The 26,547-nt window shown below is 68.7% G+C and carries 26 protein-coding genes and 1 pseudogene; 10 read left to right on the top strand and 17 right to left on the bottom strand.

Going from position 1 to position 26,547, the window contains the following annotated elements; all coding sequences use genetic code 11:
• Positions 1–154 precede the first annotated feature (154 nt).
• Together DI276_RS47915 and DI276_RS47905 are read right to left on the bottom strand one after the other, a co-directional pair.
• Positions 155–1,690 carry a non-reducing end alpha-L-arabinofuranosidase family hydrolase gene (locus tag DI276_RS47915; RefSeq protein ID WP_112276878.1) on the bottom strand — a complete coding sequence of 512 codons (1,536 nt, stop codon included), beginning with the start codon at positions 1,688–1,690 and terminating at the stop codon, positions 155–157.
• A 1,352-nt stretch (positions 1,691–3,042) separates the two neighbouring features.
• Positions 3,043–3,648: a tetratricopeptide repeat protein gene (locus DI276_RS47905; protein WP_112276875.1), complete on the bottom strand. Its 606-nt coding sequence runs from the start codon at positions 3,646–3,648 to the stop codon at positions 3,043–3,045.
• A gap of 155 nt (positions 3,649–3,803) precedes the next feature.
• On the opposite strand from DI276_RS47905, the gene DI276_RS53210 reads away from it, so the two are divergent.
• Both DI276_RS53210 and DI276_RS47895 read left to right on the top strand, forming a co-directional pair.
• Entirely contained in the window at positions 3,804–3,935 is a 132-nt protein-coding gene (locus DI276_RS53210) for a hypothetical protein (RefSeq protein WP_269814378.1), read from the top strand.
• A gap of 237 nt (positions 3,936–4,172) precedes the next feature.
• Entirely contained in the window at positions 4,173–5,231 is a 1,059-nt protein-coding gene (locus DI276_RS47895) for a DUF1963 domain-containing protein (RefSeq protein WP_198681353.1), read from the top strand.
• Between the two features lie 227 nt (positions 5,232–5,458).
• On the opposite strand, the gene DI276_RS47890 is transcribed toward DI276_RS47895, so the two are convergent.
• A complete protein-coding gene (locus DI276_RS47890) occupies positions 5,459–6,061 on the bottom strand; it encodes a hypothetical protein (protein WP_112276874.1) in 603 nt (200 codons plus the stop codon).
• A gap of 601 nt (positions 6,062–6,662) precedes the next feature.
• On the opposite strand from DI276_RS47890, the gene DI276_RS47885 reads away from it, so the two are divergent.
• Both DI276_RS47885 and DI276_RS47880 read left to right on the top strand, forming a co-directional pair.
• Positions 6,663–7,517: a helix-turn-helix domain-containing protein gene (locus DI276_RS47885; RefSeq protein ID WP_112276873.1), complete on the top strand. Its 855-nt coding sequence runs from the start codon at positions 6,663–6,665 to the stop codon at positions 7,515–7,517.
• 29 nt (positions 7,518–7,546) lie between these two features.
• The gene (locus DI276_RS47880) at positions 7,547–9,508 is read left to right on the top strand and encodes a P-loop NTPase family protein (RefSeq protein ID WP_232837423.1); all 1,962 of its coding nucleotides are present in this window, start codon (positions 7,547–7,549) and stop codon (positions 9,506–9,508) included.
• 2 nt (positions 9,509–9,510) lie between these two features.
• Here the strand turns inward: DI276_RS47880 and DI276_RS47875 are convergent, their stop codons facing one another.
• On the bottom strand, positions 9,511–10,008 hold the full coding sequence (locus DI276_RS47875) for a MarR family winged helix-turn-helix transcriptional regulator (protein WP_112276872.1): 498 nt from the start codon (positions 10,006–10,008) through the stop codon (positions 9,511–9,513).
• A 192-nt stretch (positions 10,009–10,200) separates the two neighbouring features.
• Between DI276_RS47875 and DI276_RS47870 the strand changes: the two genes are divergently transcribed.
• From DI276_RS47870 to DI276_RS47860, 3 genes are all read left to right on the top strand, one after another.
• A complete protein-coding gene (locus tag DI276_RS47870) occupies positions 10,201–10,668 on the top strand; it encodes a cupin domain-containing protein (RefSeq protein ID WP_112276871.1) in 468 nt (155 codons plus the stop codon).
• Between the two features lie 117 nt (positions 10,669–10,785).
• Positions 10,786–11,730, top strand: a complete 945-nt coding sequence (locus DI276_RS47865; RefSeq protein ID WP_112276870.1) for an NADP-dependent oxidoreductase — start codon at positions 10,786–10,788, stop codon at positions 11,728–11,730.
• A 26-nt stretch (positions 11,731–11,756) separates the two neighbouring features.
• Positions 11,757–12,707: an alpha/beta hydrolase gene (locus tag DI276_RS47860; protein ID WP_112276869.1), complete on the top strand. Its 951-nt coding sequence runs from the start codon at positions 11,757–11,759 to the stop codon at positions 12,705–12,707.
• 135 nt (positions 12,708–12,842) lie between these two features.
• On the opposite strand, the pseudogene DI276_RS47855 reads toward DI276_RS47860, so the two are convergent.
• From DI276_RS47855 to paaA, 10 genes and pseudogenes are all read right to left on the bottom strand, one after another.
• A pseudogene (locus DI276_RS47855) lies at positions 12,843–13,050 on the bottom strand (IS701 family transposase); the annotation flags it as partial.
• A 100-nt stretch (positions 13,051–13,150) separates the two neighbouring features.
• Positions 13,151–13,327, bottom strand: a complete 177-nt coding sequence (locus tag DI276_RS47850) for a hypothetical protein (RefSeq protein ID WP_198681352.1) — start codon at positions 13,325–13,327, stop codon at positions 13,151–13,153.
• Between the two features lie 117 nt (positions 13,328–13,444).
• Positions 13,445–14,062 (bottom strand): TetR/AcrR family transcriptional regulator, encoded by a 618-nt coding sequence (locus DI276_RS47845; protein ID WP_112276867.1) that lies wholly within the window; start codon positions 14,060–14,062, stop codon positions 13,445–13,447.
• Positions 14,063–14,099: 37 nt separating this feature from the next.
• Positions 14,100–14,924, bottom strand: coding sequence for a 3-hydroxyacyl-CoA dehydrogenase family protein (locus DI276_RS47840; protein ID WP_112276865.1), 825 nt, complete (start codon positions 14,922–14,924; stop codon positions 14,100–14,102).
• Positions 14,921–16,087 (bottom strand): thiolase family protein, encoded by a 1,167-nt coding sequence (locus tag DI276_RS47835; RefSeq protein ID WP_112276863.1) that lies wholly within the window; start codon positions 16,085–16,087, stop codon positions 14,921–14,923. The genes DI276_RS47840 and DI276_RS47835 overlap by 4 nt, the downstream gene beginning before the upstream one ends.
• 16 nt (positions 16,088–16,103) lie before the next feature.
• Complete coding sequence (gene paaE, locus DI276_RS47830) at positions 16,104–17,153, bottom strand: 1,2-phenylacetyl-CoA epoxidase subunit PaaE (protein ID WP_112276861.1); 1,050 nt, start codon at positions 17,151–17,153, stop codon at positions 16,104–16,106.
• A gap of 1 nt (position 17,154) precedes the next feature.
• The gene (gene paaD, locus DI276_RS47825) at positions 17,155–17,646 is read right to left on the bottom strand and encodes a 1,2-phenylacetyl-CoA epoxidase subunit PaaD (protein WP_112276880.1); all 492 of its coding nucleotides are present in this window, start codon (positions 17,644–17,646) and stop codon (positions 17,155–17,157) included.
• A gap of 5 nt (positions 17,647–17,651) precedes the next feature.
• The gene (gene paaC, locus DI276_RS47820; RefSeq protein ID WP_112276859.1) at positions 17,652–18,476 is read right to left on the bottom strand and encodes a 1,2-phenylacetyl-CoA epoxidase subunit PaaC; all 825 of its coding nucleotides are present in this window, start codon (positions 18,474–18,476) and stop codon (positions 17,652–17,654) included.
• 10 nt (positions 18,477–18,486) lie between these two features.
• Positions 18,487–18,768, bottom strand: a complete 282-nt coding sequence (gene paaB / locus DI276_RS47815) for a 1,2-phenylacetyl-CoA epoxidase subunit PaaB (protein WP_112276857.1) — start codon at positions 18,766–18,768, stop codon at positions 18,487–18,489.
• A complete protein-coding gene (paaA, locus tag DI276_RS47810) occupies positions 18,765–19,700 on the bottom strand; it encodes a 1,2-phenylacetyl-CoA epoxidase subunit PaaA (protein WP_112276855.1) in 936 nt (311 codons plus the stop codon). The genes paaB and paaA overlap by 4 nt, the downstream gene beginning before the upstream one ends.
• Positions 19,701–19,787: 87 nt before the next feature.
• Between paaA and paaZ the strand changes: the two genes are divergently transcribed.
• Positions 19,788–21,815, top strand: coding sequence for a phenylacetic acid degradation bifunctional protein PaaZ (gene paaZ, locus DI276_RS47805; RefSeq protein ID WP_112276853.1), 2,028 nt, complete (start codon positions 19,788–19,790; stop codon positions 21,813–21,815).
• 51 nt (positions 21,816–21,866) lie between these two features.
• Positions 21,867–22,466 carry a TetR/AcrR family transcriptional regulator gene (locus DI276_RS47800; protein ID WP_112276851.1) on the top strand — a complete coding sequence of 200 codons (600 nt, stop codon included), beginning with the start codon at positions 21,867–21,869 and terminating at the stop codon, positions 22,464–22,466.
• 5 nt (positions 22,467–22,471) lie between these two features.
• On the opposite strand, the gene DI276_RS47795 is transcribed toward DI276_RS47800, so the two are convergent.
• Genes DI276_RS47795 through pdhA form a run of 3 tightly spaced genes read right to left on the bottom strand, consistent with a single transcriptional unit; the run spans position 22,472 to position 25,814 of the window.
• Positions 22,472–23,746, bottom strand: a complete 1,275-nt coding sequence (locus DI276_RS47795; protein ID WP_112276849.1) for a dihydrolipoamide acetyltransferase family protein — start codon at positions 23,744–23,746, stop codon at positions 22,472–22,474.
• Positions 23,743–24,738 carry an alpha-ketoacid dehydrogenase subunit beta gene (locus DI276_RS47790; RefSeq protein ID WP_112276847.1) on the bottom strand — a complete coding sequence of 332 codons (996 nt, stop codon included), beginning with the start codon at positions 24,736–24,738 and terminating at the stop codon, positions 23,743–23,745. Before DI276_RS47790 ends, DI276_RS47795 begins: the two co-directional genes overlap by 4 nt.
• Positions 24,738–25,814, bottom strand: coding sequence for a pyruvate dehydrogenase (acetyl-transferring) E1 component subunit alpha (gene pdhA / locus DI276_RS47785; RefSeq protein WP_232837422.1), 1,077 nt, complete (start codon positions 25,812–25,814; stop codon positions 24,738–24,740). The genes DI276_RS47790 and pdhA overlap by 1 nt, the downstream gene beginning before the upstream one ends.
• Positions 25,815–25,975: 161 nt before the next feature.
• On the opposite strand from pdhA, the gene DI276_RS47780 reads away from it, so the two are divergent.
• Positions 25,976–26,413: an Lrp/AsnC family transcriptional regulator gene (locus DI276_RS47780; RefSeq protein WP_112276843.1), complete on the top strand. Its 438-nt coding sequence runs from the start codon at positions 25,976–25,978 to the stop codon at positions 26,411–26,413.
• Positions 26,414–26,547: the final 134 nt, after the last annotated feature.

Raw genomic sequence — 26,547 nt, 5'->3', positions numbered from 1 at the left:
GGTTCTCCGCGTGCACGGGCGGGCTCGGCCTTGTGCCGAGCCCGCCCGCTCCAGCTTCACCCGTTCCTGATCGCTCGCTGTGACGCTCGCCCGGTTCGGGGTACGTCGGGGCCCGCGAATGTCAGGAATACCAGGACCTGTGTCACGCCACCGGCTAGCGCTGCAGTGTCAGCACGCCCGGCCGGTACGGCAGGATGCCGTAGTCCATGTTGTCGGTGCTGGGGTCGCGCCCCTGGTAGAGGAACTGCAGATTGCAGGGGTCAATGGTCTTGGTCTGGTCGGGGTTGGTGCGAACCAGATCGCCGTGGCTGATGTCCCTGGTCCAGGCCGTCGCGCCGCTGTTGGCACTGCCGGCGAAGGGGCTGGTCACGGTGTCGGCCTGCGGCTGCGGTGTCCACGTGCCGCCGAGGCTGGTGGCCGTGAACGAGCGGAAGTAGCGACCATACCCTGTGTAATTCTGGGCCTCGACGATCATGTGGTACTGGTTCTGACCCTGAACCTTGTAGACCTCGACCGCCTCGAACAGGTTGAGCGCCGTGTCGCTCATGATCTTCGTGAACGAACCGAAGGTGCCCGGGAAGTTGCCGATGGGCATGCTGGCGCGGTAGATGCCGCCCTCATCGTCGGCGAAGAACATGTACATGTTCGCGTCGTCGCCGATGAGGGTCACGTCGAGGGGACCGACCTTCCGGCGCGTGCCGTCGGGCTCTACAACGTCCGGGAGGGTGGTCGTGAAGAGTTCCTGCTGCGGGCCCCAGCCGTTGGGGTTGGTGGGGTCGCTCGAGGTGCGGTAGCCGAAGCTGTATGGCCAAGCCCCGTTGTAGGCGAGCACCCAGAGGTTCTTCGGGGCGAAGTAGAACAGCGTCGGCGCGATGCCGTCGAAGGGGATCGTGTTCTGGGTGGCGGTGGCCATGTCGGACCAGTTCGTGAAGGGGCTGAAGCTCATCAATCCCCACCTCCCGTCTTGACCGGCGAGGGTGTTGTGCGTCGTGGCATAGACGATCTTCTGGCCGTTGCGGACGACGGTGGTGAAGTCCTTGAGCGAGGCCCACCCCGCCTTCGGCTGTGCCAGCGGGCCGGTCGACGTCCAGCGGTACGTCGACGGCAGCGTGCATGCGCCACTGCCCCCGTCGACCCGGACGAGTTGCCACTGCTGGTTGCTGCCGCCCCAGTCGCTGTACTGCACGACGCCGGCGCCGTCGTTGGTCGCCGCGTTCCCGACCTCGACAGCCTTGTTGCTGTTGCGGTTGATCAGGCGCACGTAGCCGCTGTCGGAGTCGGCCAGCCGGAACTGCTGGTTGGCGCCGTTGCCGTCGGTCCACTGGTGGATGGCGGCACCGTCGGCCGTCGACCAGCTGGACACGTCGATCACCTTGCCCGAGTGCCGCGCCTTGATCCGGTAGTAGCCGTCGCCGGAATCCACGAACTGGAACTGTTGGTTGGTCCCGTCGTGCCGGGCCCACTGCGTGACCGCGGCGCCGTCGGCGCTGCTCACGCCCGCCACGTCCAACGCCTTGCCGCTGTTGCGGTTCACCAGTACGTACCAGGCGGTGGTGTCCACCGTGGCGGCCGACACCGACGTGGTGGCTACCGTGAGCAGCCCGCCCACGACCACCACCGCTGCCGCAGCGGCCAACCCCGACCGCAACCGACTGCGCCACCTCGCGGTGCGCGCAAACCCAACCGACATCGCATCTTTCCTTTCACCAAGTGGGACCGCCGGCATGAGGGCAGGCCGCATCGGCGCGCGGACCGACAACACCCGCGCACGGACAACGACCCAGGGAACTTCGTGTTAGCGCTAACATTCTGCGACGACGATCCCGGGGTGGGAATATTTAGGGATTAGGCGGTATCGGCAACCAGCGGTGCAATGAACGCAACACGTGGAACTGTGAGCGATAACATCCATCGCGTCAAGATGTAACGGGGAAGTTGCCCATGGGAGACGCAGGCCTCGCAGAGGCTCGGCGGCTGTCAGGCTGATGTCAGCCGTTCGTCAACCGTTGATCAAGGCCGCGATCCGGGCAGTTGATCTTGGGGCGGTCCGCCGGAGTTCACGGACACGCCGATGGCCGGCGTGGTGGCCGGGTCCTCCGCCGACTGCTCGTCGGGACGTGGGCCGGTGGTCAGGTGATTGGTTGCGGTAGCGCGGTCAGCCGAGTGAACGCGTTGACCAGGTCGCTGGCCCAGCATCGGCCTTCGGCGGCGAAGCAGACCAGCACGGCCGCGATCATGCCGGACGAAGACCGGCAACACCTCGATGTCTACTGAACTGCACGGACGTACTTTTCGGCACGTACACCTCTCCCCGCCATGCCGCCATCGGGCGGCAATGTACCTGTTGCCGGCGTGCATCCGTCCACTGTGGATGACATACGGCGAACGCTGACGCTCGCGCACCAGGCGGCAGAGGCGTGCTCGGCCGAGTGGCGTTCAACTCGTTGCACAAAGCCGAACTCGTCCGCAGCCGCAGCCCGTCGCGCGGCCGGGAGACCGCAACTGTCGAGTACATCGACTGATACGACAACCGAAGCATGAACGGCGAACTCTGACACCTCGCGCCGACACTAGGCTCTGCACGCGATGCTCCCCCGTCACCGCAGCCCCGGAAACCAGCCGAGCCAGTCTCCCGGAAGCCTGTGCTCGACAGGACCCGTCGCCCGGCCCAAGCTGAGTGAAACCCCGTCAGATGTCGGCGAACTCGTCGACCAGAGTCGCCGCGGCCTCGACGTCAGGGCCCAGCTGGCGGTCGACCAGACTCCGGTTGAGCTTCGCCGCTGCGAGGTCGTAGCCCGTGCGCAGAGGCGAATCGAGAGCACATCCTCGTAGTCGGGTATCCCTGCCCAGGCATCTCCTCCACTGGCGCGACGGAGGACTCCACCGCGTACTCGGCGACTTGGCCGAAGCAGGATATGACGCGCTCTCGTCCCTGTACGACTGGCGATCCAAGGAACCTGAGTTCCCAGCCACGTGAACTTGATCCGGGCGAGCACAACGCGAGGTCCTGGGTTCACCGTCAATCCCCAAGGCTGGTGAGGTTCAACTGCAGCCGGCCGGCGTCGGACCCGCGCAGTGCGTGAAGAGCGGCAGCGCCTCCTCCCAGACCTCTCGTGCGCGGACGTACCGGCCGGCTCGCTGGAGATGGACGCCCAACTGTTCGAGTGCCCTGGCACGACCGTAGGTGTTGCCATGCGCCAGATGCAGCGCGATGGACCTTTCGAACGCCTCCTCGGCCGCGTCGGACAGTCCCAGATCGGAACAGGTCCGACCAAGTTCGGCTCGGGTCCATGCCTCGCCGTCGGGATCTTCGGTCGCGGTGCGGATCTCGGCCGCACGCCGCAACGCCGATAGCGAGTCGTCGAGCAGACCGTTGCGACGTTGCGCCGCTCCGAGGTTGGTCAACGCCCAAGCCTCGGCGTGCCGGTCACCGACCTCGCGCGCGGCCGCCAGGCTGTACTCGAATAGCTCGTATGCTTTGTCGAACTGTCCGGTGTAGACATAACTCATCGCCACGTTGCTCAGCACGATCCCCTCGAACCGCCGGTTCCCCAGGGTGCGGAAGCCTTCAAGCGCCTCTAGTCCACGATCGATCGCCTCTCCATCGTTCTTCCAGAAGCGCTGTGCAGCGCTGATCCCCAGATGCATCAACGCGACTCCCTCCGCGCTGTCGGCCTGCCGCGCGGCTGCGAGACCGAGCAGGTGCGTGGAGTGCTGTGCTTCGACGCGCTTGCTCAGGTTGAAGAAGCCTGCATGGCCGCAGGCACCTGCCAGACGAGATCGTTCATGCCCAGCTCGTGCACGTGCTTGAGACAGACCGGCGACGCGAGCGCCAGATGTTCGCACCGCACATCGACAACCAGTTGCGGGACCTGGAGCTGCAGGAGGACTGGCGGGACGAGAAGTACGCGGAGGTCGAGACCGAGCAGACCTGACGCCGTCGGTGGATGCGCGGAGTCCTGCCGTTCCGACGGTCCGCCCTGCGCCGCGTGCGGTCACTGTCTCAGACGCCGCCCCGCAGCGGCGTACGGCTCGTTCTCCTCGAAGGCGAGATACGCCAGGCGATGCACTTCGCCCTGACACGACTGAAGATCGTCGTCGAACCCAGCGGCGCCACCGGGTTGGCGGCTCTGCTGTCCGGACGCATACGACGCCCGCGGCGCCGGATCGGCGTGATCGTCTCGGGCGGCAATCTGGATCTCCGACGACTGATCACCGCGGTTCCCAGACGATCGATCGGGTCTTCGCGTGGGCGCTGCACAGATACCCGGCAATGGTCGGTGGTGCCGTACCCGACGGGAGGGAGCGCTTCCACCGATCTGCGATCATGCTGCGCCATGGATCGTCATGAACAGTTCCGCAGTGCGGCAATCGATCGAGACATTCCGGAGGACGAGGCCGGCAAGTTCGCCGAGCAACTCCGGTTCGCGATCTGGGCGGGCCCGAGCGGTGCCGGGGACGACGTTGCAGGGCAGTTCGGAGGGCTTCCTCGGTTACCGGTGGGCGTGGAGTGGCCGGGCGGCGGGGACCCGTTGCCGTTCATCGGCTCCGTCGACTGCGCGGCCCTTCCGCGAACGGAAGGGCTTGGCCTGCCGGCGGACGGCTCGCTGCTGTTCTTCCTGCACCACGAGGAAGACATGGAAGAAAATCCCACCACCGAGTTCTCACGAGCCCTGTACGTCCCGGCCGGCGCGGAGACGGAGGTGGCGTTACCGCCGCCCGGTCACGACACCAGGACGTTCTTCCACGAAGACATCCCGTTCCTCATCCCCGAGCGCCGGCTCGCCGCGTGGGTGCAGCCTGTGCTGCCGGACTGGATCGAAGAGCGTGACGTCGAGTTCGAGGCAGACACCGTGAAGCAGCTGTTCGACGAACTGAAGCACATCGACCAGTTGTGCGAGCTCGTCGACGAACTCTGGCCGGATCAGGACCGCTACTGCACGCTACGCATCGGCGGATACTGCCGGGAGATCGGCGGCCAGGACGGCCCGTGGACACAGATGGCGTTCGACAACGTCAGGAGCCGGCAGGCAGCTGATCCGGACATGTCGAGGGCGGAGCGGGTTCGCCTGCGGCACGAAGAGGAGTACCGCTTGATCCGGGAATGGGTGCCGCTCGCCCAGTTCCCCACGGAGAGCGAGGTCTACTACGGATGCTTCCTGATCAGCTCCGATGATCTCGCCGCGAAGCGCTTCGGCCAGATGCGTTCGTTCACCATGTTCACCGAATAGGGATCGGCACTCGGTCAGCGCGCCCACCAGTGGATCTGGACATCCGCGGTGGGGCGCGCTCCGGGGTCACGTCGCCGCAGTCCGGCCCTGCGCATTGTTCCGGGCAAGGCATCACGCCCGTGATCGGCCGCTGCGGCAGCGGCACGGCTGGGCGACAGAGCGGTCAAGCAGATCAGACGTCCGCTCATGCCGATGTGGACATGTCCATCAGGAGCGTGGTGCTCGTGTTAGTGGTTCGCTGGCGTGTAGCGCAGCTGTCCGTCGGCGGGCAGAAGGTAGCCGTTCCAGCGTTGTTCGGGCACTACTCCATCGAGTTCGGCCGCGTTCGTGTAGTCGACCTCGAAGCCGATCAGGCCGAGCCGGAAGTCGACCTGGCGGAACACCTGGTCCGCCACACTGGCCAGCCACGTGTCCAAGGAAGCACGCCAGACCAGCGCCTGCGGTTCACTGCCCGGGCCGAACGGAAAGCCACCGATGCGACTATCCAATGCGGCCAACGCACCGAGCGGGAGGTAGAACGTCAGCCAGTCCTCGCCGTCGTCGGAGCGCGTGGAGAAGCAGCCGCACACGACGGAGCCTCCCAGCGGCAGTCGCACAATGCCTCGCAGGTGGCCGAACTCCTCAAAGGACGCCACGGTGACGGGTATCTCGATCTGGTCGGCCGGTTCCCGATCCCTGCTGCCGTAGCAGCCGGTGCCAGCGGCTGCCCCCCACAGCGCGGTAAGCGCGAGTTGAAGACGGTCGTCGTCGCGGTCACCGAGCTCCAACGACAGTTCGTAGAAACCGCCGTTCCAGTTCTCCCGGTCAGTGAACACCATCGAACTACGCATCGCCGCAGTGTTCCAAACGACGTGGCGCTCGTCGCGTGCTTTCCTCCTGGGGCATCCGCTCATGCCGCCGAGCGTGCACGCCGAGCCTCAGGCGAAACAGAGCCGAGGAGCCTTGGGAGCACGGAGTGGGAGCAGATTGGGAGCAACTCCGCGCGTTGAACATGCCTGAACGGTCCTCTATGGACCTGAACGGAACCGCGCCGACCTGCAAGAGTCGCGCTTTCGCAGGTCAGCCCGGTCTCGTGGCCATAGTTCACACAGAAGGAATCCTCGGATCGACCTGAACTGCGCTCAACTGCGGTAAACCGCAGTTCAACGGCGCTGAACGGACGCGTACGCGATCACGGCACAGGTGAGCACTTAGTACTTCCGGAAGCAGGCGACACCACCGGATCTGGTAGCTCCGAACGCACGCTCATGCCGCTCACGGTGCCCGGTCCACCTGTCGGCGCGAACCGACGCCGGTGGGTTCGCGACCTGTCGGCCGATCGTGCCGCAGTAGCGGCGATCCGAGCCGCCGGTGTCCGCGTCCCCGTCGTCGAGGTGGCGCCCACAAAGACAATTGAGACGCCGTATCTGCTCCATCAGGGACACTTGCGTCATGGCGTTGCAGGAGTTCGGCGCGGAGGTGCGCCGGTTGCGCGAGAACACGGAGCCCGCCGCGGTCGGGTTGCCGGTCGGCAGGCGGCGGGCTCGGGGCGTGCGGCGGGAGGAGCTCGCCGAGCTGGCCGGGGTGTCGGCGGACTACGTGCGGCGGCTGGAACAGGGCCGCCGTCACCCGTCTGCCGCGGTGGTGAACGCGATCGCCCGTGCGTTGTGCTTGAGGCCGGCCGAGTACGAACGGCTTTGCGCGCTGGCCGGGTATGCCGCGGCGGACGGGCAGGTGCCGCGCGCGGCCGGGTCCGCCGCGATGCGGTTGCTGGATCGGTTCGCCGACACCCCCGTGTTCCTGACGGATGCGGCGTGGAACGTCGTCGCCGTCAACGGTGCGTGGATGGCGCTCGGAGCGGGAGCGTCGAACCAGCAGGCCCGGGACTGGAACGTCGCATGGCGCACGTTCTCCCACGCCCACCGCGAGATCAGCCGCGATGACGACCACGCGGCCGCGTTCCGGGCGGCGCTCGCCGCCCGATTGCGCAGCACGTCCCTGCGCTACCCCGCCGACGAGCCGCTCGCCGAACTCATCGACGAGCTGCGGACCACGAGCCGTTCGTTCGACAGCCTGTGGCGTGCGCCAAGAACCGTTGCCGACTATGGGAATCGAGCCGTGTTCCGACATGCGGGCGTGGGTGACATCGCGCTCGACGGCACTCTGCTGCAGGTGCCCGGCGACAACCTCCAGGCGGTGGTGCTCACCGCCGCACCGGGTTCGGCCAGCGCGGGACGGCTCGACGAGGTCGTCCGCGCCTCCACCGGGCCTGCCGTCGTCAGGGTGGGACAAGCTGGCCCAGGCTGACCGGTCCGCAGGCGGCGATCCTGGGGGCCATGTTGATCAACGTGGGCCTGGGCTTGGCGGGTCGGCTGGCCAAGGCGCGAGCAGGAGCGTTGGTGGGCAGGGACTCCGAGCGGTCGGTACTCGACCGGATGCTGTCCGGGGCGGCCGACGCTCCGCTCGTGGCGTACGTCCACGGTCCCGGCGGCATCGGCAAGTCCTCGCTGTTGCGCTACGCCGCCGCGCAGGCGGAGCTCGCTGGTCGCGAGGTCGTGCGGGTCGACGCGCGGTTCCTGAACACGGATCCGCGTCGCCTGGAAGAAACCGCCGCGCTGGCGTGCGTCGAACCCGGTGCGGTGCTCCTCATCGACACTTTCGAGCGCTCCCAACAACTTGAGCCGTGGTTGCGCGACACCTTCTTGCTGCGGCTCGCGGAGGGAGCGATCGTCGTGCTCGCGAGCACGATCGCCCCTGACGCCGAGTGGACGCTGGATCCCGGCTGGGCGCAGGTGTTCACCGAACTGGCCCTGCGACCGCTCGACGCCGTCCAGTCCGATTCCGTTCTCGCCGCACGGAACGTCGCACCGGACCACCGCGCCGCCATCGTCGCCTTCGCGGGTGGCAGCCCGCTCGCTCTCTCCCTCGCCGCCTCGGCACCGGCCGCGGTTGGTGAGCCCACCGGTGAGGTGCTGACCACCTTGGTGGAGCGACTGGTGGGCGATCTGCCGAGTGATGCTCACCGACGCGCCCTCGACGTCCTCGCGCAGGCTTGTGTCACGCGTGAGGAACTGCTGCGCGCAGTGCTCGGCGACGAGGACGCCGCGACGGTGTTCTCCTGGCTGCGCCGACAGCCCTACGTCGAGACCACGCCCCAAGGACTGCATCCTCACGTCGCGGTGCGATCCACGCTCGCAGCCGATCTGCGGTGGCGGGACCCCGAGCGCTACCAGGAAGTCCGCACGCGCATCTCGGTCGCATGCCTGAGCGCGGTGCGCCGGGCTGCCGAGGACGACGCACTGCAGCGCGCCGCAGAGTGGATGTTCCTCTTCCTCGACCAGGCCGACCCGCACGACCTGTACGACTGGCGGGCCCATCCCCACATCGAGGACACGCCTCTCGACCCCGCCGACGTGTCCGAGATCCTGCGCGTGGCCCGGGAGTCCGCGGTCGCGTACTGGATCCGACGCCAGCCGGAGGGATTTCGCGTCTACCGCTCCGCAGGCAGGCTGCTGGGGTTCATGGCCGTCCTGCGACTGGAGGCGCCGTCACCCGACGACCTGGCCGCCGACCCGGTGATCGCGGCGCTGTGGAAACACGTCGAGGCTGTCGCTCCACTGCGCCAGGGCGAGTACTTGGACGTCCGCCGCTTCGCGGTGCAGCCCGGCGGGCACCAACGGCCCTCGCCGCTGATGGATCTCATCGGCCGGCGCACCGTCGCGGCCGAGATGCGGACCCCAGGACGGGCGGTGACCTTCACCGTCTTCCAGGACGCCGAACGGTGGCGGCACCACCTCACCGCCGCCGGGCTGCACGAGGTGGTGACGGTGGAGGTCGACGGGCTCAGGCAGCACGTCTTCGGCAGGGACTTGCGGCGGCAGCCCGTGGAGCAGTGGGTCGAGGACAGGGTCCATGCCGCCGCGCCCGTGGCCTCGTGGGGCCCGAGATCAGCCAATCTCCAGCCGCGCAAGGCGTTCGAGAAGGGCGTACTCGAAGCACTGCGCACGTGGCGTACTCCCCGCGAGTTCGCTACGAGCGTCCTGCTGCAGTCGCACCTGGTACCACCAGAGTCGGCCGATCCCGTTGCGGACCTGCGCGATGCCATCACGGCGGCCCTCGACGCGCTACGGGTCGACCCCGCCGGCGTAAAAGCACACGACGCCCTCACCGCCACCTACATCTCGGCGTCAGGCACCCACAAGGCGACCGCGCGACGGCTGGGCGTGCCATACGGCACCTACCGGCGCCGGCTCGCCCTGGCCAAGGAGCGGCTCGTCGCACACCTCCTGGCCAGGTGACGTCAGGTCTTGCGGCGGCGAGGCGCTGCCGAACGCGGCGGCGCTGATCGCATGTGGTCGCGCACCGGCGCCAACAGCTCTGCGAGGGTGTGAACATCATCGCGCGACAGCGGTTCGAAGAGCAGCCCGCTGACGACCTCGACGTGCCCGGGCAACACCGCCGCGAGCAACGTGCGTCCGGCATCGGTGATGGTGACCGTGACGCTCCGCTCGTCGTCGGCGGACGGCGAGCGTTCGACCAGACCCGCCTTCTCCAGCAGTCCCACTTGGTAGGTCAGGCCGCTGCGGCTGTAGACGACGCCGTCGGCCAGGTCGGTCATGCGGTGGCTGCCCGTCGGCGAGTCCCCGAGCCGCGCCAGCAGCTGGAACTGCACGTAGCTCAGGTCACCAGCTTCCTTCAGCTGCTGCTCGACCGCGTGGCGCAGCAGGCTGGTCACCTCGACGAGGGCGAAGTAAGCGCCGAGCTGGACGGGGTCGAGCGACGGCGGTGAGTCGGGCATGCCCGCATCCTACTGCTTCGAATTCGAAGGAGCGCTCGGGCAACGCCCTGCCGAGAGCTCGCGGAGTGTGCGCGAGTTGAGCAGCGCTGGACACAGGTGAGCACCGCAGGACGTGGCGGCCGGGCAGCGGCGCACACCAGGGTCTCCAGGCATGAGGACAGCGCCGCCGTCCCACTGACCCCGAGGACCACCTTGAGCATCCCCCACCTGTCCCAGCGGGAGGACCAGCAACAGCTCGAATGGATCGGCGGGAGCGTGTTCAGCATCCTGCTCGACGCCGAGGCGACGGGAGGGCAGCTGACCGTCGGGCGCTTCGACGCAAGCCTGGACGAGGCGCCGCCGTGGCACATGCACAACAACGAGGACGAGGTCTTCCTCCTGTTGTCCGGTTCCGCGCTGGTGTGGGCCGGCGACGAAGAGCACGCATTGCGCGAAGGCGGCATCGTCTTCCTGCCTCGCCGCATTCCGCACAGCTACCGGATCACCTCCGAGAAGGCCGACCTGCTGCTCATCTCAACTCCTGGCGGACTGGAGAAGATGTTCCGCCATGCCGGTCGCGACCTGCGCGAACCGCGTCCCGAGGGGTTCGAGATCCCGCTGTCGCTGCTCGCGGAAGCCGCCGAGATCTCCGGCAACGTCCTGCTCGGCCCTCCCCGCTGACCCCAGGACGGCCCCAGGCCGGGGAGTGCCGCACGTCACTTTGCTTCGAATTCGAAGCAGGTCTACTCTCGGGTCCAGATGCTTCGAGTTCGAAGCAAACAGCGAAGGAGAATCGCCATGAAGGCAGTGCGTTTCCACGAGTTCGGCGGCCCCGAGGTCCTGCGGTACGAGGACGTGGAGCAGCCCGTCGCCGGGCCCGGTGAGGTCCTGGTCCGCGTCTCGGCCACGACGTTCAACCCCGTCGAGGGCAACATCCGCCTGGGCGTCATGCAGGGCCAGATCCCTGTCGAGCTGCCGCACACCCCCGGCCTCGACGTCGCCGGCACGGTCGACGCACTGGGCGAGGGCGTCGAGGGCTTCCAGGTCGGCGACGAGGTCGTCGGCTTCCTGCCGATGACCAAGCCCGGCGCGGCGGCCGAGTACGTCATCGCACCGGCCGTCGCCCTGGCCCTGGCTCCCAAGGGCATCCCGCTGGCCGACGCCGCCGCGTTGCCGCTGGTGGGCCTCACCGCCTACCAGGCGCTCTTCGACCACGGTCAGCTGAAGGCCGGGCAGCGCGTGCTGGTCAACGGCGCGGGCGGACCGGTCGGTGGCTACGCCGTCCAGCTGGCCAAGGAGGCCGGTGCCCACGTGATCGCCACGGCCAGCCCGCGCAGCGCCGAGGCCGTGCGGACCGCCGGTGCCGCCGAGGTCGTCGACCACACCACCACCAGCGTTCTCTCGGCGGTGGCCGAGGAGGTTGACCTCGTGCTCAACCTCGCGCCGGTCGCTCCGGCGGCCCTGGCCGAGCTGGTGACGGTGGTCCGTCCTGGCGGAGTCGTCGTCAACACGACGATCTGGATGCCCGCGCCGACCGATGGAGACCGCGACGTGCGCGGCATCAACCTCTACGTCCGCAGCGACGCCGAGCAGCTGGCGAAGCTCGTGGCGCTGGTCGACTCCGGCGACCTGCGGGTCGACGTCGCCCAGCGCGTGCCGCTGACCGAACTGCCTGGGATCCACGCCCAGGCCGCGTCGGGCGCGGTCCGCGGCAAGGTCGTCTTCCTCGTTTCCGGCGTCTGACAACCCACAACAGAGAGGAGCAGACCATGTCGCTCGGGCTGGATCCCGAGATCGCCACCGCACTGGCTCCAATGGCCGGTGCGATGGCGGACGCCACCCCTCCGGCCGTGGGCGACGTCGAGGCGCGCAGGGCCATGTGGGAGCCGATCATCGGCGCCGCCGGAACGGCCCAGCCGGTCCCGGCCGACGTGACCACCACCGACCACCACGCCACCGCGGACGACGGCGCACGGATCACGATGCGCTGGTACACCAAGGAAGGCGCGACGCCAGGCCCGGCCGTGCTGTTCTTCCACGGCGGCGGGTACATCTTCGGCCACATCGACCTGTTCGACGGGCCGGTCTCCCGGTACGTGTCCGCGAGCGGCGTGCCGATGCTGTCCGTCGAGTACCGCCGGGCGCCCGAACACCCCTTCCCCACCCCGCTCGAAGACGCCTGCACGGCGCTGCGCTGGCTGCACGACAACGCCGCCGAACTGGGCGTTGACCCCGCCCGAATCGGCGTGATGGGCGACAGTGCCGGAGGCGGGATGGCGGCGGCACTGTCGATCCTCGCCCGTGACCGCGGCGGCCCGGCCATCGCCCGTCAGCTCCTGATCATGCCGATGCTCGACGACCGCACCACCGAGGTCGACCCGCACATCGCGCCCTTCGCGTTGTGGTCTTACGACGACAGCCTCACCGCGTGGCCCGCGCTGCTCGGCGACGGCGCCGGCGGGCCCGACATCCCGGCTACCGCGGCACCCGCCCGGCTCGAGGACGCGTCCGGCCTGCCACCGGCCTACGTCGAGGTCGGCCAGCTCGACGTCTTCCGCGACGAGGACCTGGCCTACGCGACGAAGCTCAGCCGCGCCGGCGTACCGGTCGAGTTCCACCTGCACCCCGGCGCACCGCACGAGTTCGACTCGATCGCCTTCGACTCCGACGTGGCCCGGCGCGCCATCGCCGACCGTGTCCGAGTCCTCAGGTCGATCTAGCAGTGCTTTGTCAGGTGTTGTTGACCTGGGGTGTAGTTGTGGGTGTTGGGGTCTGGACGGGTTGTCGGCAGGTGTGGCAGATGCCTGTCCAGACCGCGAGCAAGGCCTGGAGCTCGCGCAGGACCGCGTAGAGGCTCAGGCCTGCGCAGGGGCTTTGGGGGTGCGGCGGAGCTGGGTGCAGATGGCCTGGGCGACGGCGGCGAGGGTGACGTGGCGGTGCCAGCCGAGCCAGGAGCGGCCTTCGAAGTGGTCCAGGCCGAGGCCGTCTTGGTTCGCGGTAGTCGTGCTCGATGCGCCAGCGGATCTTGGCCAGCCGTACCAGGTCCCGCAGCCGGATGTCTGGTTCCACGGTGACCACCGCATCCGGGCTGACCAAGAGCCGGAGCCGACGCAACCTTGCACGGGCCAGGGGCACGAGCAAAGCTGCGAGCAACGTCCTGTCCTCAGACCGCATTCGTAGGCGCTGACCACCAATTTGCCGCTGCAGGACCGCCGAGTTGATGGCGTAGCGCGAGGATCTCGACGCCCTTCGCCCGATCGGTCATGCGCAGGAGCCATAGCGCGGCGAAGGCGTGGGAGACGGCGAGGTAGGCGAAGCGGACCAGCACGGCCGCGATCATGCCGGACGATGACCGCTACCCATCGATGCCATTGGCCTGCACGGACGTATTTCTCGGCACCCACAGGGCTCAGCTGAGCCTCGACGCGTCTTCCCAGTCCGGCAGAGCCGGCGTTGGTCAGACGCCTCGAATGCGCAAGCCGTCGAACGCCACGGCGACGACCGTCTCGGCGAGGTCGGCGGTGGTGAGATCGCCCTGAGGCCGGTACCACTCGATGAGCGAGTTGACCATGCCGAACAACAGGCGAGTGGACATGGCCGGATTGATGTCGGCCCGGAGGTCCCCCTCGGCCACGGCCTGTGCGACGAGGGCGGTGACGATCTGGCCGAACTCGCGCCGGCGGGCGAGCGCGTCGCGTTCGGTTTCGGTGTTGCCTCGGACGCGCAGGAGGAGCGTGACGAAGGGCAGCTCGTCGACCAGCACGGCGATGCTGCCGCGGACCAGGTGCTCGAGCCGGTCGACGGCGCGGCCGCCGACCGATTCCAGTTTGGTCACCTCTGCGAACAGGCCGTCGAGTGCGCGATCGACGGCCAGGCTGAGCAGCGCCTCCTTGCTCGGCACGTGGTGGTAGATCGCGGACTTCGCGACGCCCAGGCGGGTGGCGAGGTCCTGGATGCTGGTGCCGTCGTAGCCCCGCTCGTAGAACAGCTCGGCGGCCGCTTTCAGCAGGGTTTCCAGGTCGTAGCCCGGTCGTCCGCGGCGGCGGCCCGCCTTGCCGTTCTCCGTGGTGGTCATGCCGTGCAGTGTCCCAAACGGCGTCAGCGCCGCGCTGTCACCACTGGTAGAACCCCTGCCCGGACTTGCGGCCCAGCTGCCCGGCCTTGACCTTGTCCCGCAGCAACCGCGGCGGAGTGAAGCGCGGCCCGAGCTCGCGTTCGAGGTACTCCGCGATGGCCAGCCGCACGTCCAGGCCGACGAGGTCGGTCGTGCGCAGCGGTCCGATCGGGTGACGGTAGCCGAGGGTCATCGCGCGGTCGATGTCTTCGGCGGATGCGACGCCTTCCTCCAGCATGCGCATCGCTTCCAGGGCGATCGCGACGCCGAGGCGGCTGCTGGCGAACCCCGGCGAATCCCGCACGGTGATCGCGCGCTTGCCCAGGCAGCGCACCCATTCCCGGGCCTGCCCGACCAGGCCCGGCGCGGTGCGAGCGCCGACCACGACCTCGACCAGGTCGCTCGCCGGGACCGGATTGAAGAAATGCAGTCCGATGAGGACGGACGGGTTCGGGAGCGCGGAGGCGAGGTCGTCGATCGACAACGAGCTGGTGTTGGTGCCGATGGCGGCCGCGGGGGCGAACCGGGCGATCGTGGCGAGCACCCGAAACTTCAGGTCTGCGAGCTCCGGCACGGCCTCGACCACGAGCGACGCCGAGGCAAGCGAGGACGGGTCCGTGGTGACCGAAATGCCGCCGGCGACCTCGATGCCCTTCTCAGCTGCCTTGGCCAAGGTCTTCTCCACGCGAACACGCGCGTCGGAAGCGGCCGCACGGGTCTCGACGATGGTGACGGTGCTACCGGCCACGGCGAACGCGTGCGCGATACCGGCGCCCATGCGGCCGCCCCCGTACACGCCGACAGAAGCGGGAAAGGTCGTCACGGGCGCTCCAACAACAATGCCGAACCCTGGCCAACGCCGACGCACATCGTGGCCAGGCCACGCCGGCCACCGGCTCTCTCCAGCCTGCCCAGCAGCGTGACGACGATCCGCGTGCCCGAGCAGCCGAGCGGGTGACCCAGCGCGATCGCACCACCGTCGGAGTTCACGATCTCGGGGTCCAGGCCGAGGTCGCGCACGCAGGCGAGCGACTGGGAGGCGAACGCCTCGTTCAGCTCGACGGCGTCCACATCGGACAACGACCATCCCGCCCGGTCGAGCACCTTCCGCGTCGCCGGAACAGGTCCAATGCCCATGATCGCGGGAGCGACGCCGGCACTCGCTCCCGCGACGAGCCGTGCCCGCGGCTGCAGGCCGTGCCGCGCCGCGTACCGCTCACTCACCACGACCACGGCGGCCGCACCGTCGTTGAGCGAGCTCGAGTTGCCCGCGGTGATCACGCCACCGGGCCCGTGGACCGGCCGCAGACCGGCGAGCTTGGCCAGGCTGGTGTCGGCCCTCGGGCCCTCGTCCTCCGTCACCTCGCCCACCGGCACGATCTCGGCGCCGAACCGGCCGTTCTTCTGCGCGTCGACGGCGCGCTGGTGCGACCGCAGCGCGAACTCGTCGAGCTCCTCACGGGTCAGCTTCCACTGCTGGGCGACACGTTCGGCGGTCTGCGGCATCGCCAGCGTGGTGTCCGCATCGAACGCCGGGTTGGTGAAGCGCCAGCCGATCGAGGTGTCGAAGGACGCACCGGGACGAGCGAACGCCTTGCTCGGCTTCTCGGTCACCCACGGCGCCCGTGTCATCGACTCGACGCCGCCCGCGATCACGACGTCCGCGTCACCGGCGGCGATCATCTGCCTGGCGGTGGCGAGCGCGGTCATCCCGGAGGCGCACAGGCGGTTGACGGTGAAGCCCGGCACGGTGTCCGGCAGCCCGGCGAGCAGGCCGGCCATGCGGGCGACGTTGCGGTTGTCCTCCCCCGCCTGGTTCGCGGCGCCGAAGACGATCTCGTCCACGTCCGCCGGGTCGATGCCCGTGCGGTCGACGGCCGTGCGCACGACGAGCGCGGCGAGGTCGTCCGGACGGGACTTGGCGAGGGCGCCGCCGTAGCGGCCGATCGGCGTGCGAACGCCGTCGAGAACGAATGCCTCGGGCAAGGGTGCTCCTCCAGGATCAAGCGTCGAAGTCGACGGTCACGGTGTCGCTGACGGGGAACGTCTGGCAGGTCAGGACGAAGTCACGGTCGACCTCGTCGGGTTCGAGCGCGTAGTTGCGGACCATGTCGGCCTTGCCGTCGCAGATCCGCGCCCGGCAGGTGCCGCACACACCGCCCTTGCAGGCGAACGGCACATCACCGCGCACCTGCTGAGCGGAGTCGAGGATCGTGCGGTCGCGACGCATCGGCGTGATGGTCGTCCGGCCGTCCAGCACGACGGTGACCTCGCTCGTGTCGCCCTCGACGACGTTCTCGACGTGCCGGAGCTGCGGCGGCGGCTCGTCGACGTAGAACAGTTCGAAGTGGACTTTCTCCGGCGCAACCCCCAGCGAGGCAAGCACTTCCCTGGCGTCCGTGAGCATCTCGAACGGCCCGCACAGCCACACGTGGTCCATCTCCGTGACGGGCACGAGCCGGGTGAGCAGCTGCCGCAGCCGGTCGGCGTCGAGCCTGCCGGAGAACAGCTCGACGTCCCGGGGCTCACGGGACAACACGTGCACGAGGTCGAACCGGGTGTTGTGCGCGTTCTTCAGGTCGGCCAGCTCTTCCGCGAACATCACCGTGTTCGTGGTGCGGTTGCCGTAGAGCAACGTCACGCGCGCGTCCAGGTTGCCCAGAACGGTTGAAGCGATCGAGAGCATCGGCGTGATGCCCGAGCCCGCCGCGATGCACAGGTGACGACCGCCCTCGGCCGGGTCGGCTCGGAAGCCGCCGGCCGGCGGCTGCACCTCCACCGAGTCTCCTGGCCGGACGTCGCGCACCAACCAGCTCGAGAACAAGCCGCCTGGGATCTCCCGCACACCGATGCGCGGCGACGAACCGACCGGCGCGCAGATCGAGTAGGTCCGGCGATGTTCGACACCCTCCACGACCCGGCGCAACGTCAGCGACTGCCCGGCCGCGAAGGAGAACACCTCGCGCAGGTCATCCGGCACCGCGAAGGTGATGGCCGCGGCGTCGTCGGTGACCCGGTCGACCGCGGACACGGCCAGCGGGTGGAACGCCATGTCAGATCTCCTTCACGTGGTCGAAGGGCTCAAGGCACGCCCGGCAGCGGTACAGCGCCTTGCACGCGGTCGAGCTGAACTCGGAGGTCAGCTCGACGTCCTCGGAATCGCAACGAGGACAACGGTTCGCGCGCCTGACCGGCCCCAGCGAGAGCAGCACCGGACCATCGCGCCGCGGTGCGGGTCCTGGTGGTGAGATGCCGGCTTCGGCGAGGGCCGCTCGACCGGCCGGCGTGATCCAGTCGGTCGTCCAGGCGGGCTGCAACGCGATCTTCACCTCGACGTCCGCAAAGCCCTCGCAGCGCAACGTGCGCACGAGGTCGTCGCGCATCGTCGCCATCGCCGGACAACCGGAGTAGGTGGGCGTGATCGACACGAGGACCCCGCCCAGCGCGGAGACCTCGACATCGCGTAGCACGCCGAGATCGGCCAGCGTCAGCATCGGCAGTTCCGGATCGACCACCGTGGCGGCCACGGCACGGGCACGGTCCAGCACGGTCACCACAGCCCCCTCGGGTGCGCCCTGGCAACGCTCTGCATCTCTGCCAGGAGGTCCGTCAACGCCTCGGTGTGCACGCACTCGCGACCAAGACCACGAGCCGGTGTGACTTCAGGCCGGGACACGTCAGCGGCCGCGAACACCTGGTCCAGCACGACCTCGACGTCGGCGGGCGCGTCGAGCTCCGGCCAGAACGCCCACAGTCCGGCGAGGGCAGTGAGCACTCGCCGTCGGGACTCGGCGGTGCCGCGCGCGAGCGTCACGAACCAGCGGGCCGCGAAGTCGCGGTGGTACGCAAGTTCCTTGCGGCCCTTCGCGGCGACAGCGGCGAGCACCGCGTCCGGGTGCGTCAGCAGCGACTCGAACTCCGCCAGACGCCAGACGCTGAACAGCAGCAACCTGGTGATCGTCTCGGCGAAGTCGCCGTTGGGGAGCTCGGTCATGGTCACGTTGCGGAACTCCGCAGGAGAGCGGAAGAAGGCCAGTGCGTCCTCCGCGGGCACCGGTGAGCCGTCCGGCAAGGACGGCACCACGGACGGGTCAGCAACAGCGGCACGTGCCAGCAACAACCGGGCCTCGCCGAGGAGGTCGAGCGCGATGTTGGCGAGCGCGATGTCCTCTTCGAGGTCCGGAGCACGGCTGCACCACTCCGAAAGCCGTTGGGAGAGCACGAGAGCGTCGTCACCGAGCATGAGGCAGTACCGGGCGAGCGCAGCCGGGTCGATGTCGTCCGGCACGGTCGTGTCCACCCCGGCCAGCGGGTCCTCGAAGTCGGTGCCGAACGCCCAGTGCGCCTCGCTCCCGAGCAGGTCGTCGCTGATCATCAGGCAGGCCTCACAGGTGGGGAACGTGCGCGGGAATGTCGTAGAACGTGGGGTGCCGATAGACCTTGTCCCCGCTCGGCGCGAACATCGGGTCCTTCTCGTCGGGGCTGGACGCGGTGATGTCCGAGGCGCGCACGACCCAGATGGACACGCCCTCGTTGCGTCGCGTGTAGACGTCCCGCGCGTGCATCAGGGCGAGCTTGTCGTCGGGTGCGTGCAACGATCCGACGTGCACGTGGTTGAGGCCGCGCTTGCCGCGCACGAACACCTCGTAGAGCGGCCACTCACTCACAGCGCCTCCTCCAGCCGAGCGAACGCCACCGCTGCCTCGCGCACCCAGGCGCCGTCGTCGTGTGCTTTGCGGCGGTGTGCCAACCGCTCGGCATTGCACGGCCCGGCGCCGTTGACCACGGCCCAGAACTCGTCCCAGTCCGGCTCGCCGAAGTCGTGCGCCTGCCGCTCGGAGTTCCACCGCAGCTGAGGATCGGGCAGCGTGACGCCGAGCGCGCGGGCCTGCGGCACGGTCATGTCGACGAACTTCTGCCGCAGCTCGTCATTGGTGTTGCGCTTGATGCCCCACGCCATCGACTGCTCGGTGTTCGGGGAGGCGCCGTCGGGCGGGCCGAACATCATCAGGGCCGGCCACCAGAACCGGTCGACGGACTCCTGCACCATCGCGCGCTGTTCGTCGGTGCCGCGCATCATCGTCATCAGCAGCTCGTAGCCCTGCCGCTGGTGGAACGACTCCTCCTTGCAGATGCGGATCATCGCCCGGCCGTAGGGGCCGAAGGAGGTGCGGCACAACGGCACCTGGTTGCAGATCGCGGCACCGTCCACGAGCCAGCCGATCGTGCCGACGTCGGCGTAGGACGGCGTCGGGTAGTTGAAGATCGACGAGTACTTCTGCTTGCCGCTCAACAGTTTGTCCGTCAGCTCACGCCGCGACGTGCCGAGCGTCTCGCACGCCGAGTACAGGTACAGCCCGTGGCCCGCCTCGTCCTGCACCTTGGCGAGCAGGATTGCCTTGCGCCGCAACGAGGGTGCCCGCGAGATCCAGTCGCCCTCCGGCTGCATGCCGATGATCTCCGAATGCGCGTGCTGTGCGATCTGCCTGATCAGCGTCCTGCGGTAAGCCTCGGGCATCCAGTCGCGCGGCTCGATCCGGTCGCCCCGCGCGATGGTCGCCCCGAAGTGCTCGGCGAGCTGGGGTTCCGTGACGGTCATCGCGCCTCCGTTGATTTACTGACCGAACGTTCTGTATTACCGTGACACACGGAGCACGGCCTTCGCAAGGGAGAGGAATCTGTGACAGTGACTGCACTTCTGGAGAGTTACGCAGCGGGCCGCTGGTTCCGCGCACAGGCTGACGGTGAACCACTGCTCGACGCGGCGACCGGCGAGGAGGTCGCGCGGATGTCCAGCCAGGGCTTGGATCTGGGCGCGATGGCCGAGCACGCGAAGCGCGTCGGCGGCCCGGCGATCCGCGAGCTGACGTTCCACCAGCGCGCCGCGCTGATCAAGGAGCTGGCCAAGCACCTCAGCGGCCACAAGGACGCCCTGTACGAGCTGTCGTTCCGCACCGGCGCCACCAAGCGCGACTCGTTCGTCGACATCGACGGCGGGTTCGGCACGCTGTTCAGCTTTGCCAGCAAAGGAGTGCGCGAGCTGCCGAACGACACGGTGGTGCTGGACGGCGATCTCGAACGGCTCGGCCGCGGGGGCACGTTCCTCGGCCAGCACCTCTACACCTCGCGCCCCGGTGTGGCGGTGCAGATCAACGCGTTCAACTTCCCGGTGTGGGGCATGCTCGAGAAGCTCGCGCCCGCGTTCCTGGCCGGGTTGCCGAGCATCGTGAAGCCCGCATCGCAGACCGCCTACCTCACCGAGGCCGTCGTGCGGCTGATCATCGAGTCCGGGATCCTGCCGGAAGGATCCCTGCAGCTGTTGTCCGGCAGCCCCAGCGGACTGCTCGACGTGCTGGACGAGCAGGACTCCGTCGCCTTCACCGGATCCGCGCACACCGCAGGCATCTTGCGCCGGCACCCGAACGTGCTGCACGGTGGCGTTCGTCTTGGCGTGGAGGCGGATTCGCTCAACTGCTCGATCCTCGGGCCCGACGTGCAGGTCGGCGATCCCGAGTTCGACCTGTTCGTCAAGGGCGTCGTCACCGAGATGACGGCGAAGGCCGGTCAGAAGTGCACCGCGATCCGGCGGACGATCGTGCCGGAGTCCATTGCGGACACCGTGGTCGACGCGATCTCCACGCGGCTGGCCAAGGTCACGGTGGGCAACCCGGCGGACGAGAGCGTGCGGATGGGCCCGTTGGCGTCGCTCGACCAGAGGCAGGAGGTGCGCAAGGCGATCGAGTCGTTGCGCAACACCGCCGACGTCGTGTTCGGTGACCCGGACGACGTGAGGCTGGTCGACGCCGACGCCGAACGTGGTGCGTTCCTCTCCCCCGTCCTGCTGCGCGCCCGTGCCGGTGCCGCCGAGCCGCACGACGTCGAGCCGTTCGGCCCGGTCAGCACCGTGCTCACCTACCGCACCACCACCGAGGCGATCGAGCTGGCCGCGCGCGGAAAGGGCAGCCTGGTCGGTTCCCTCGTCACGCACGACGCCGATGTCGCACGGCAGGTGGTGCTGGGCGTGGCACCGTGGCACGGCCGGATCCTGGTGCTCGACCGCGACGACGCCGCAGAGTCGACCGGCCACGGCAGCCCTCTGCCGATGCTCGTGCACGGTGGACCCGGCCGGGCCGGGGGCGGCGAGGAACTCGGCGGCGTGCGCGGCGTGCTGCACCACATGCAGCGCACCGCGGTGCAGGCCTCGCCCGACATGCTGACCGCGATCACCGGACGCTGGACGGCCGGCTCCCGCCGCGTGGTCGACGAGGTGCACCCGTTCCGCAAGTCGTTGGCGGAGCTGAAGATCGGTGACACCGTCGAGTCGGCGACCCGGCAGGTCACCCTCGCGGACATCGACCACTTCGCCGAGTTCACCGGCGACACGTTCTACGCGCACACCGATCCGGAAGCGGCGGCGGCGAACCCGTTGTTCGGTGGCATCGTGGCGCACGGCTACCTCGTGGTCTCGCTCGCGGCTGGTTTGTTCGTCGAGCCCAATCCCGGACCGGTGCTCGCCAACTTCGGTGTGGACCACCTGCGCTTCCTCACGCCGGTGAAGACAGGTGACACGATCGCGGTGACGTTGACCGTCAAGCAGATCACTCCGCGCACCAACGCCGAGTACGGCGAGGTGCGGTGGGATGCCGTGGTGACGAACCAGGACAACGACCCGGTCGCCACCTACGACGTGCTGACGCTGGTGGCCAAGCAATAGGCGTACGGCCTGCTCGCCCGTCGGCTGATCACCCCGTGGGACGATGAGCCGGTGAGCGAGCAGGCACCCCAGCGCGGGCGGTGGAAAGCGCCCTACAACCTCGACCGGCTGGTGGAGGTCGCGGTGCGGGTGTTCACCGAACGCGGTTACGACGGCACCAGCCTCCAGCACCTCACACAGGCGTCGGGGTTGTCCCGTTCCTCGATCTACCACCACATCGAGAGCAAGGAACAGCTGCTGCGGCTCGGTCTGGAACGCGCGCTGGAACCGTTGCTGGCGAGCACGACCGACGATGGCGCGACCTCGGGACGCGCGCTCGACCGGCTCACCTACCTGATCAAGCGCAACGTCGAGATCCTCGCGGCCGAACTGCCGTACGTGCGGTTGCTGCTGAGCGTGCACGGCAACACCGAGACAGAACGGTGGGCACTCGATCAGCGCCGCACATTCGACAAGTTCGTCGCCGGTGTCGTTCAGGAGGCGATCGACGACGGCGACGTGCGCGCCGACCTCGACGCGCGCACCACCGCCAGGCTGATCTTCGGCACGATCAACTCGCTGGCCGAGTGGTACCGGCCGGCCCGCCGGCGCAAGCCCGGCGAACTGGCCGACCAGATCTGCTCGATGATCCTGCGCGGCATCCAGGCCTGACGTCGCTACAGGTCCGCCATCGCCGACTTCGGCGCCTCCACGCAATCCGCCACGAACCGGAGGAAGCCGCCCGCCGTGCCGCCGTCGCAGACGCGGTGGTCGAACACGAGCGACAGCTGCACGATGTGCCGCACCGCGATCTCTCGTCCGACCACCCACGGCCGGGGCAAGATCCGGCCCATGCCGAGGATCGCGACCTCGGGGTGGTTGATGATCGCGGCGCTGCCGTCGACCCCGAGCACCCCGTAGTTGTTGAGGGTGAACGAGCCTGACGTCAGCTCGGCCGTGGTGGCGGTTCCCTCGCGCGCCGCGACGGTGAGCCTGCGGATCTCGGTGTCGAGTCCGCGCATGCTCAGGCGGTGCGCGTCCTTGATCGCCGGGACGACGAGTCCGCGGTCCGTCTGCGCGGCGAGGCCGAGGTTGACGCCGTCGAGGTGGGTGATCTCGCCGCGCTCGGTGTCGACCCGGGAGTTCAGCTCCGGGAAGCGGGCGAGGCCCGCCACCACGAACCGGGCGATCATCGCGAGGATTCCCGGTGCCGTACCGGTTTCCTTCAGTTCGGCGCGGAGTTCGAGCAGCGCCGTCGCGTCGACGTCCACCCAGGTCGTCGCTTCGGGAATCTCGGTGCGACTGCGGGTCAGCGTCGTGGTGACCGCCTTGCGCATGCCCGTCAGCGGCACTCGGGTGCGGATCGGCAGGCCGGTGCGCTGGTCCACGTCGCTCACGACCGCAACAGGCTGCGGCACGGCCACAGGCTCACGTGCGGCAGCTGCTTCGACATCGCGTCGCATGATCAAGCCATCGGGTCCGGTGCCGGTCAACGTGGTCAGGTCGACACCCTTGTCACGGGCGAGCCTGCGCACGATCGGCGACTGCACAGCGGGCCGTTCCCCGTTCCGGGTCTGCCTCGTGGGCGCGGGACGGGGAACGGCCCTTCTCCGGCGGCGGCGAGACGAGGCCGCCCCCGAAGTTCCGTAGCCGATCAGGACATTGCCCGAACCGGCACGTTCTTCCTCCACATAGGACTCCGCGGCGGAAGTTTCCGCGTCGACCGAGATCAACGGCGATCCCACCTGCAACGTGGAGCCTTCCTCACCGTGCAGTCGCGCGATCACACCGCCGAACGGCGAGGGCACCTCGACCATCGCCTTGGCGGTCTCGACCTCGGCGACGGGCTCGTCCACCGCGACGGAGTCACCGGTCTTGACGAGCCACCGGATCAGCACGGCCTCGGTCAGTCCCTCTCCGAGGTCGGGCAGGTCGAACACCTGGGTGCTCATGCGACGTCCTCTTCCCACTGCAGCGTGTCGACGGTGTCCAGGATCCGGTCCACCCCAGGCAGGAAGTGGTGCTCCAGCTTCGGTGGTGGATAAGGCACGTCAAAACCGGTGACCCGGCGCACCGGCGCTTCCAGGTGGTGGAAGCAGCGCTCCCCTACCCGTGCGGCGATTTCCGAGGCCACGGAAGCGAAGCCCGGTGCTTCGGCGACCACGACCGCCCGGCCGGTCCTGCGGACCTCGGCGCACACGGTCTCGTCGTCGAACGGGACGATGGAGCGCAGATCGATCACGCCCAGGTCCCTGCCTTCGGTCGCGGCCTGCTCGGCGGCGGCCAGCGCCACCGGCACGGAGGGGCCGTAAGCGATCAACGTGGCGTCCTTGCCCGGTCGCCGGACCACAGCGCGGCCGATCGGCGGCACCGACACCGACACGTCGACCTCTTCCTTGGAGAAGTAGTGCTTCTTGGGCTCCAGGAAGATCACCGGGTCGGAGCCGGCGATCGCCGCGCGCAGCAGGCCGTAGGCGTCGGCGTTGGTGGCCGGTGCGACCACGGTCAGGCCAGGAGTGTGGGCGTAGTAGGCCTCGGACGAGTCGCAGTGGTGCTCCACACCGCCGATCCCGCCGGCATAAGGAACGCGGATGACGATCGGCAGCCGCACCTTGCCGCGGGTGCGGTTGCCGAGCTTCGCGACGTGGCTGACGATCTGCTCGAACGCGGGATACGCGAAGGCGTCGAACTGCATCTCGACCACCGGGCGCATGCCGTTCATGGCCATGCCCACCGCCATGCCGACGATTCCGGACTCGGCCAGCGGGGTGTCGAACACCCGGTTCTCGCCGAACTCGGCGTGCAGCCCGTCGGTCACCCGGAACACGCCGCCCAGCTGAGCCACGTCCTCACCGAACACGACGACCGAGTCGTCCTCGGTGATGGCGTCCCGCAGCGCGGCGTTGATCGCCTGCGCCATCGTCATCTTCGTCACGGCACCCATCAGGCCTCCTCGAGTTCGAGCTCGGCCCGCAGAGCCGCGCGCTGTTCCGCAAGCTGCGGCGTGAGGGTGGAGTACACGTGGGCGAACACTTCTTCCGGATCGACGACCGTCTCGGCGCCGACTCCGGCCCGGACCGCTGCCGCCATCTCCTCCGCTGCCGCGGCGATGTCCTGCTCACGGTCGTCGTCGAGCACGCCGATCGCCGTCAGGTAGGTGCGTACCCGCAGCAACGGGTCACGCGGAAGCCATTCGGTGACCTCGTCGTCGGCGCGGTAGCGGGTGGCGTCGTCGGCGTTGGTGTGGGACTCGATGCGGTAGGTGTCCGCCTCGACCAGGGTCGGCCCGTCGCCCGCGCGAGCCCGCGCAACCGCCTCACCAAGCACCTTTTCCAGTGCCGGCAGGTCGTTCCCGTCAACGCGCACGCCGGGCATGCCGTAGCCGATCGCCTTGGCCGCGAGCGAGGGAGCCACCGACTGGCGCGCGAGCGGGACGGAGATCGCGTACTTGTTGTTCTGCACGAAGAACACCACCGGCGCACGGAAGACCGCGGCGAAGTTGCAGGCCTCGTGGAAGTCGCCCTCACTCGTCGCGCCGTCGCCGCACAGCGCCATCACGACCGTGTTCTCGCCCTTGAGCCGCGCCGCGTGGCCGACGCCGACCGCGTGCAGCAACTGCGTGGCGAGCGGGGTGGCCTGAGGCGCGACCTTGTGCTCGTTCGGGTCGTAGCCGCAGTGCCAGTCGCCGCGCAGCAACGTGAGCACCTCGACCGGATCCACCCCGCGAGCCGCGATCGCGGCAGTGTCGCGGTAGGTCGGGAACAGCCAGTCGCCGTCCGCCAGCACCGACGTGCACGCGACCTGGCAGGCCTCCTGCCCCCGTGAGGACGGGTACACGGCCAACCGTCCCTGACGGACCAAGGCCCCGCATTGCTCGTTCAGCCTGCGAGCGAACACGAGCTTGCGGTACCCGTCGACCAACGCCTCGGCGTCGGGCGCCGACGCTCCCCTGACCAGCCGGCCGGTCTCGTCGAGCAACCGGGCCGCGGTGATGGCCGCCTTGAGCTGACCGGCATTCAATCCACACCTCCAGATGGCTTTACACTCGTCACGAATATTGCCTAGATTGATGGCCATTCGGACAGATCCAGGAACCAGTGCGAGACGATTGACTTGCCTGCACGATTCAGCAGGTCCAGTTGGCTCGGCACACCGCGCTTTTGACCCCGGGAGCGAGACACGTGGACACGGAGCTGGACGAGATCGACCGCCGGATCCTGCGCGAACTGGAGTCGGACGGGCGGTTGTCCGGGCGAGCGCTGGCCGAGCGCGTGACGATCTCGCGCGCGAACGCCTACGCCCGTTTCGAGCGCCTGGTGGCAGACGGGGTGATCACCGGTTTCACCGCACGGGTCGACCCGCTCAAGGTCGGGCTGACCACGTCGGCCTATGTGGCGATGACGGTGCGGCAGAACAGCTGGCGCGATCTGCAGGCCGCGCTGCGGGCGATCCCGGAGGTGCGGCACATGGCGCTGGTGGGCGGCGAGTTCGACGTGATGCTGCTCGTCCGGGCGGAGGACAACAACGCGTTGCGCCGCGTCGTCCTCGAACAACTCCAGACGATTCCCGGAGTGCTGTCGACCAAGACGTTCCTGATCTTCGAAGACGCCGAGAACTGACCCCCGACAATCGATCGGCTCCCGGAGCCGGACGGAGGATTTGGTGCATGACCGTGCGAACCCGTGCTGACCTGGCGTCCCTGCCGTCCTACGTGCCCGGCAGGACCATCCCGGGCGCCATCAAGCTCGCGAGC

It is taken from the genome of Lentzea terrae, assembly GCF_003265345.1.
Classification (GTDB): Bacteria; Actinomycetota; Actinomycetes; order Mycobacteriales; family Pseudonocardiaceae; genus Lentzea; species Lentzea terrae.
The sequence above is the reverse complement of the archived record's forward strand: the minus strand, read 5'-3'. Positions and strand labels throughout refer to the sequence as shown.

Coding starts and splice junctions, on each gene's coding strand:
- DI276_RS47915 (WP_112276878.1), bottom strand. CDS start 1,690: ATGTCGGTTGGGTTTGCGCGCACCGCGAGGTGGCGCAGTCGGTTGCGG.
- DI276_RS47905 (WP_112276875.1), bottom strand. CDS start 3,648: ATGCATCTGGGGATCAGCGCTGCACAGCGCTTCTGGAAGAACGATGGA.
- DI276_RS47890 (WP_112276874.1), bottom strand. CDS start 6,061: ATGCGTAGTTCGATGGTGTTCACTGACCGGGAGAACTGGAACGGCGGT.
- DI276_RS47885 (WP_112276873.1), top strand. CDS start 6,663: ATGGCGTTGCAGGAGTTCGGCGCGGAGGTGCGCCGGTTGCGCGAGAAC.
- DI276_RS47880 (WP_232837423.1), top strand. CDS start 7,547: ATGTTGATCAACGTGGGCCTGGGCTTGGCGGGTCGGCTGGCCAAGGCG.
- DI276_RS47875 (WP_112276872.1), bottom strand. CDS start 10,008: ATGCCCGACTCACCGCCGTCGCTCGACCCCGTCCAGCTCGGCGCTTAC.
- DI276_RS47865 (WP_112276870.1), top strand. CDS start 10,786: ATGAAGGCAGTGCGTTTCCACGAGTTCGGCGGCCCCGAGGTCCTGCGG.
- DI276_RS47860 (WP_112276869.1), top strand. CDS start 11,757: ATGTCGCTCGGGCTGGATCCCGAGATCGCCACCGCACTGGCTCCAATG.
- DI276_RS47850 (WP_198681352.1), bottom strand. CDS start 13,327: ATGATCGCGGCCGTGCTGGTCCGCTTCGCCTACCTCGCCGTCTCCCAC.
- DI276_RS47845 (WP_112276867.1), bottom strand. CDS start 14,062: ATGACCACCACGGAGAACGGCAAGGCGGGCCGCCGCCGCGGACGACCG.
- paaE (WP_112276861.1), bottom strand. CDS start 17,153: ATGGCGTTCCACCCGCTGGCCGTGTCCGCGGTCGACCGGGTCACCGAC.
- paaC (WP_112276859.1), bottom strand. CDS start 18,476: ATGATCAGCGACGACCTGCTCGGGAGCGAGGCGCACTGGGCGTTCGGC.
- paaA (WP_112276855.1), bottom strand. CDS start 19,700: ATGACCGTCACGGAACCCCAGCTCGCCGAGCACTTCGGGGCGACCATC.
- DI276_RS47795 (WP_112276849.1), bottom strand. CDS start 23,746: ATGAGCACCCAGGTGTTCGACCTGCCCGACCTCGGAGAGGGACTGACC.
- DI276_RS47790 (WP_112276847.1), bottom strand. CDS start 24,738: ATGGGTGCCGTGACGAAGATGACGATGGCGCAGGCGATCAACGCCGCG.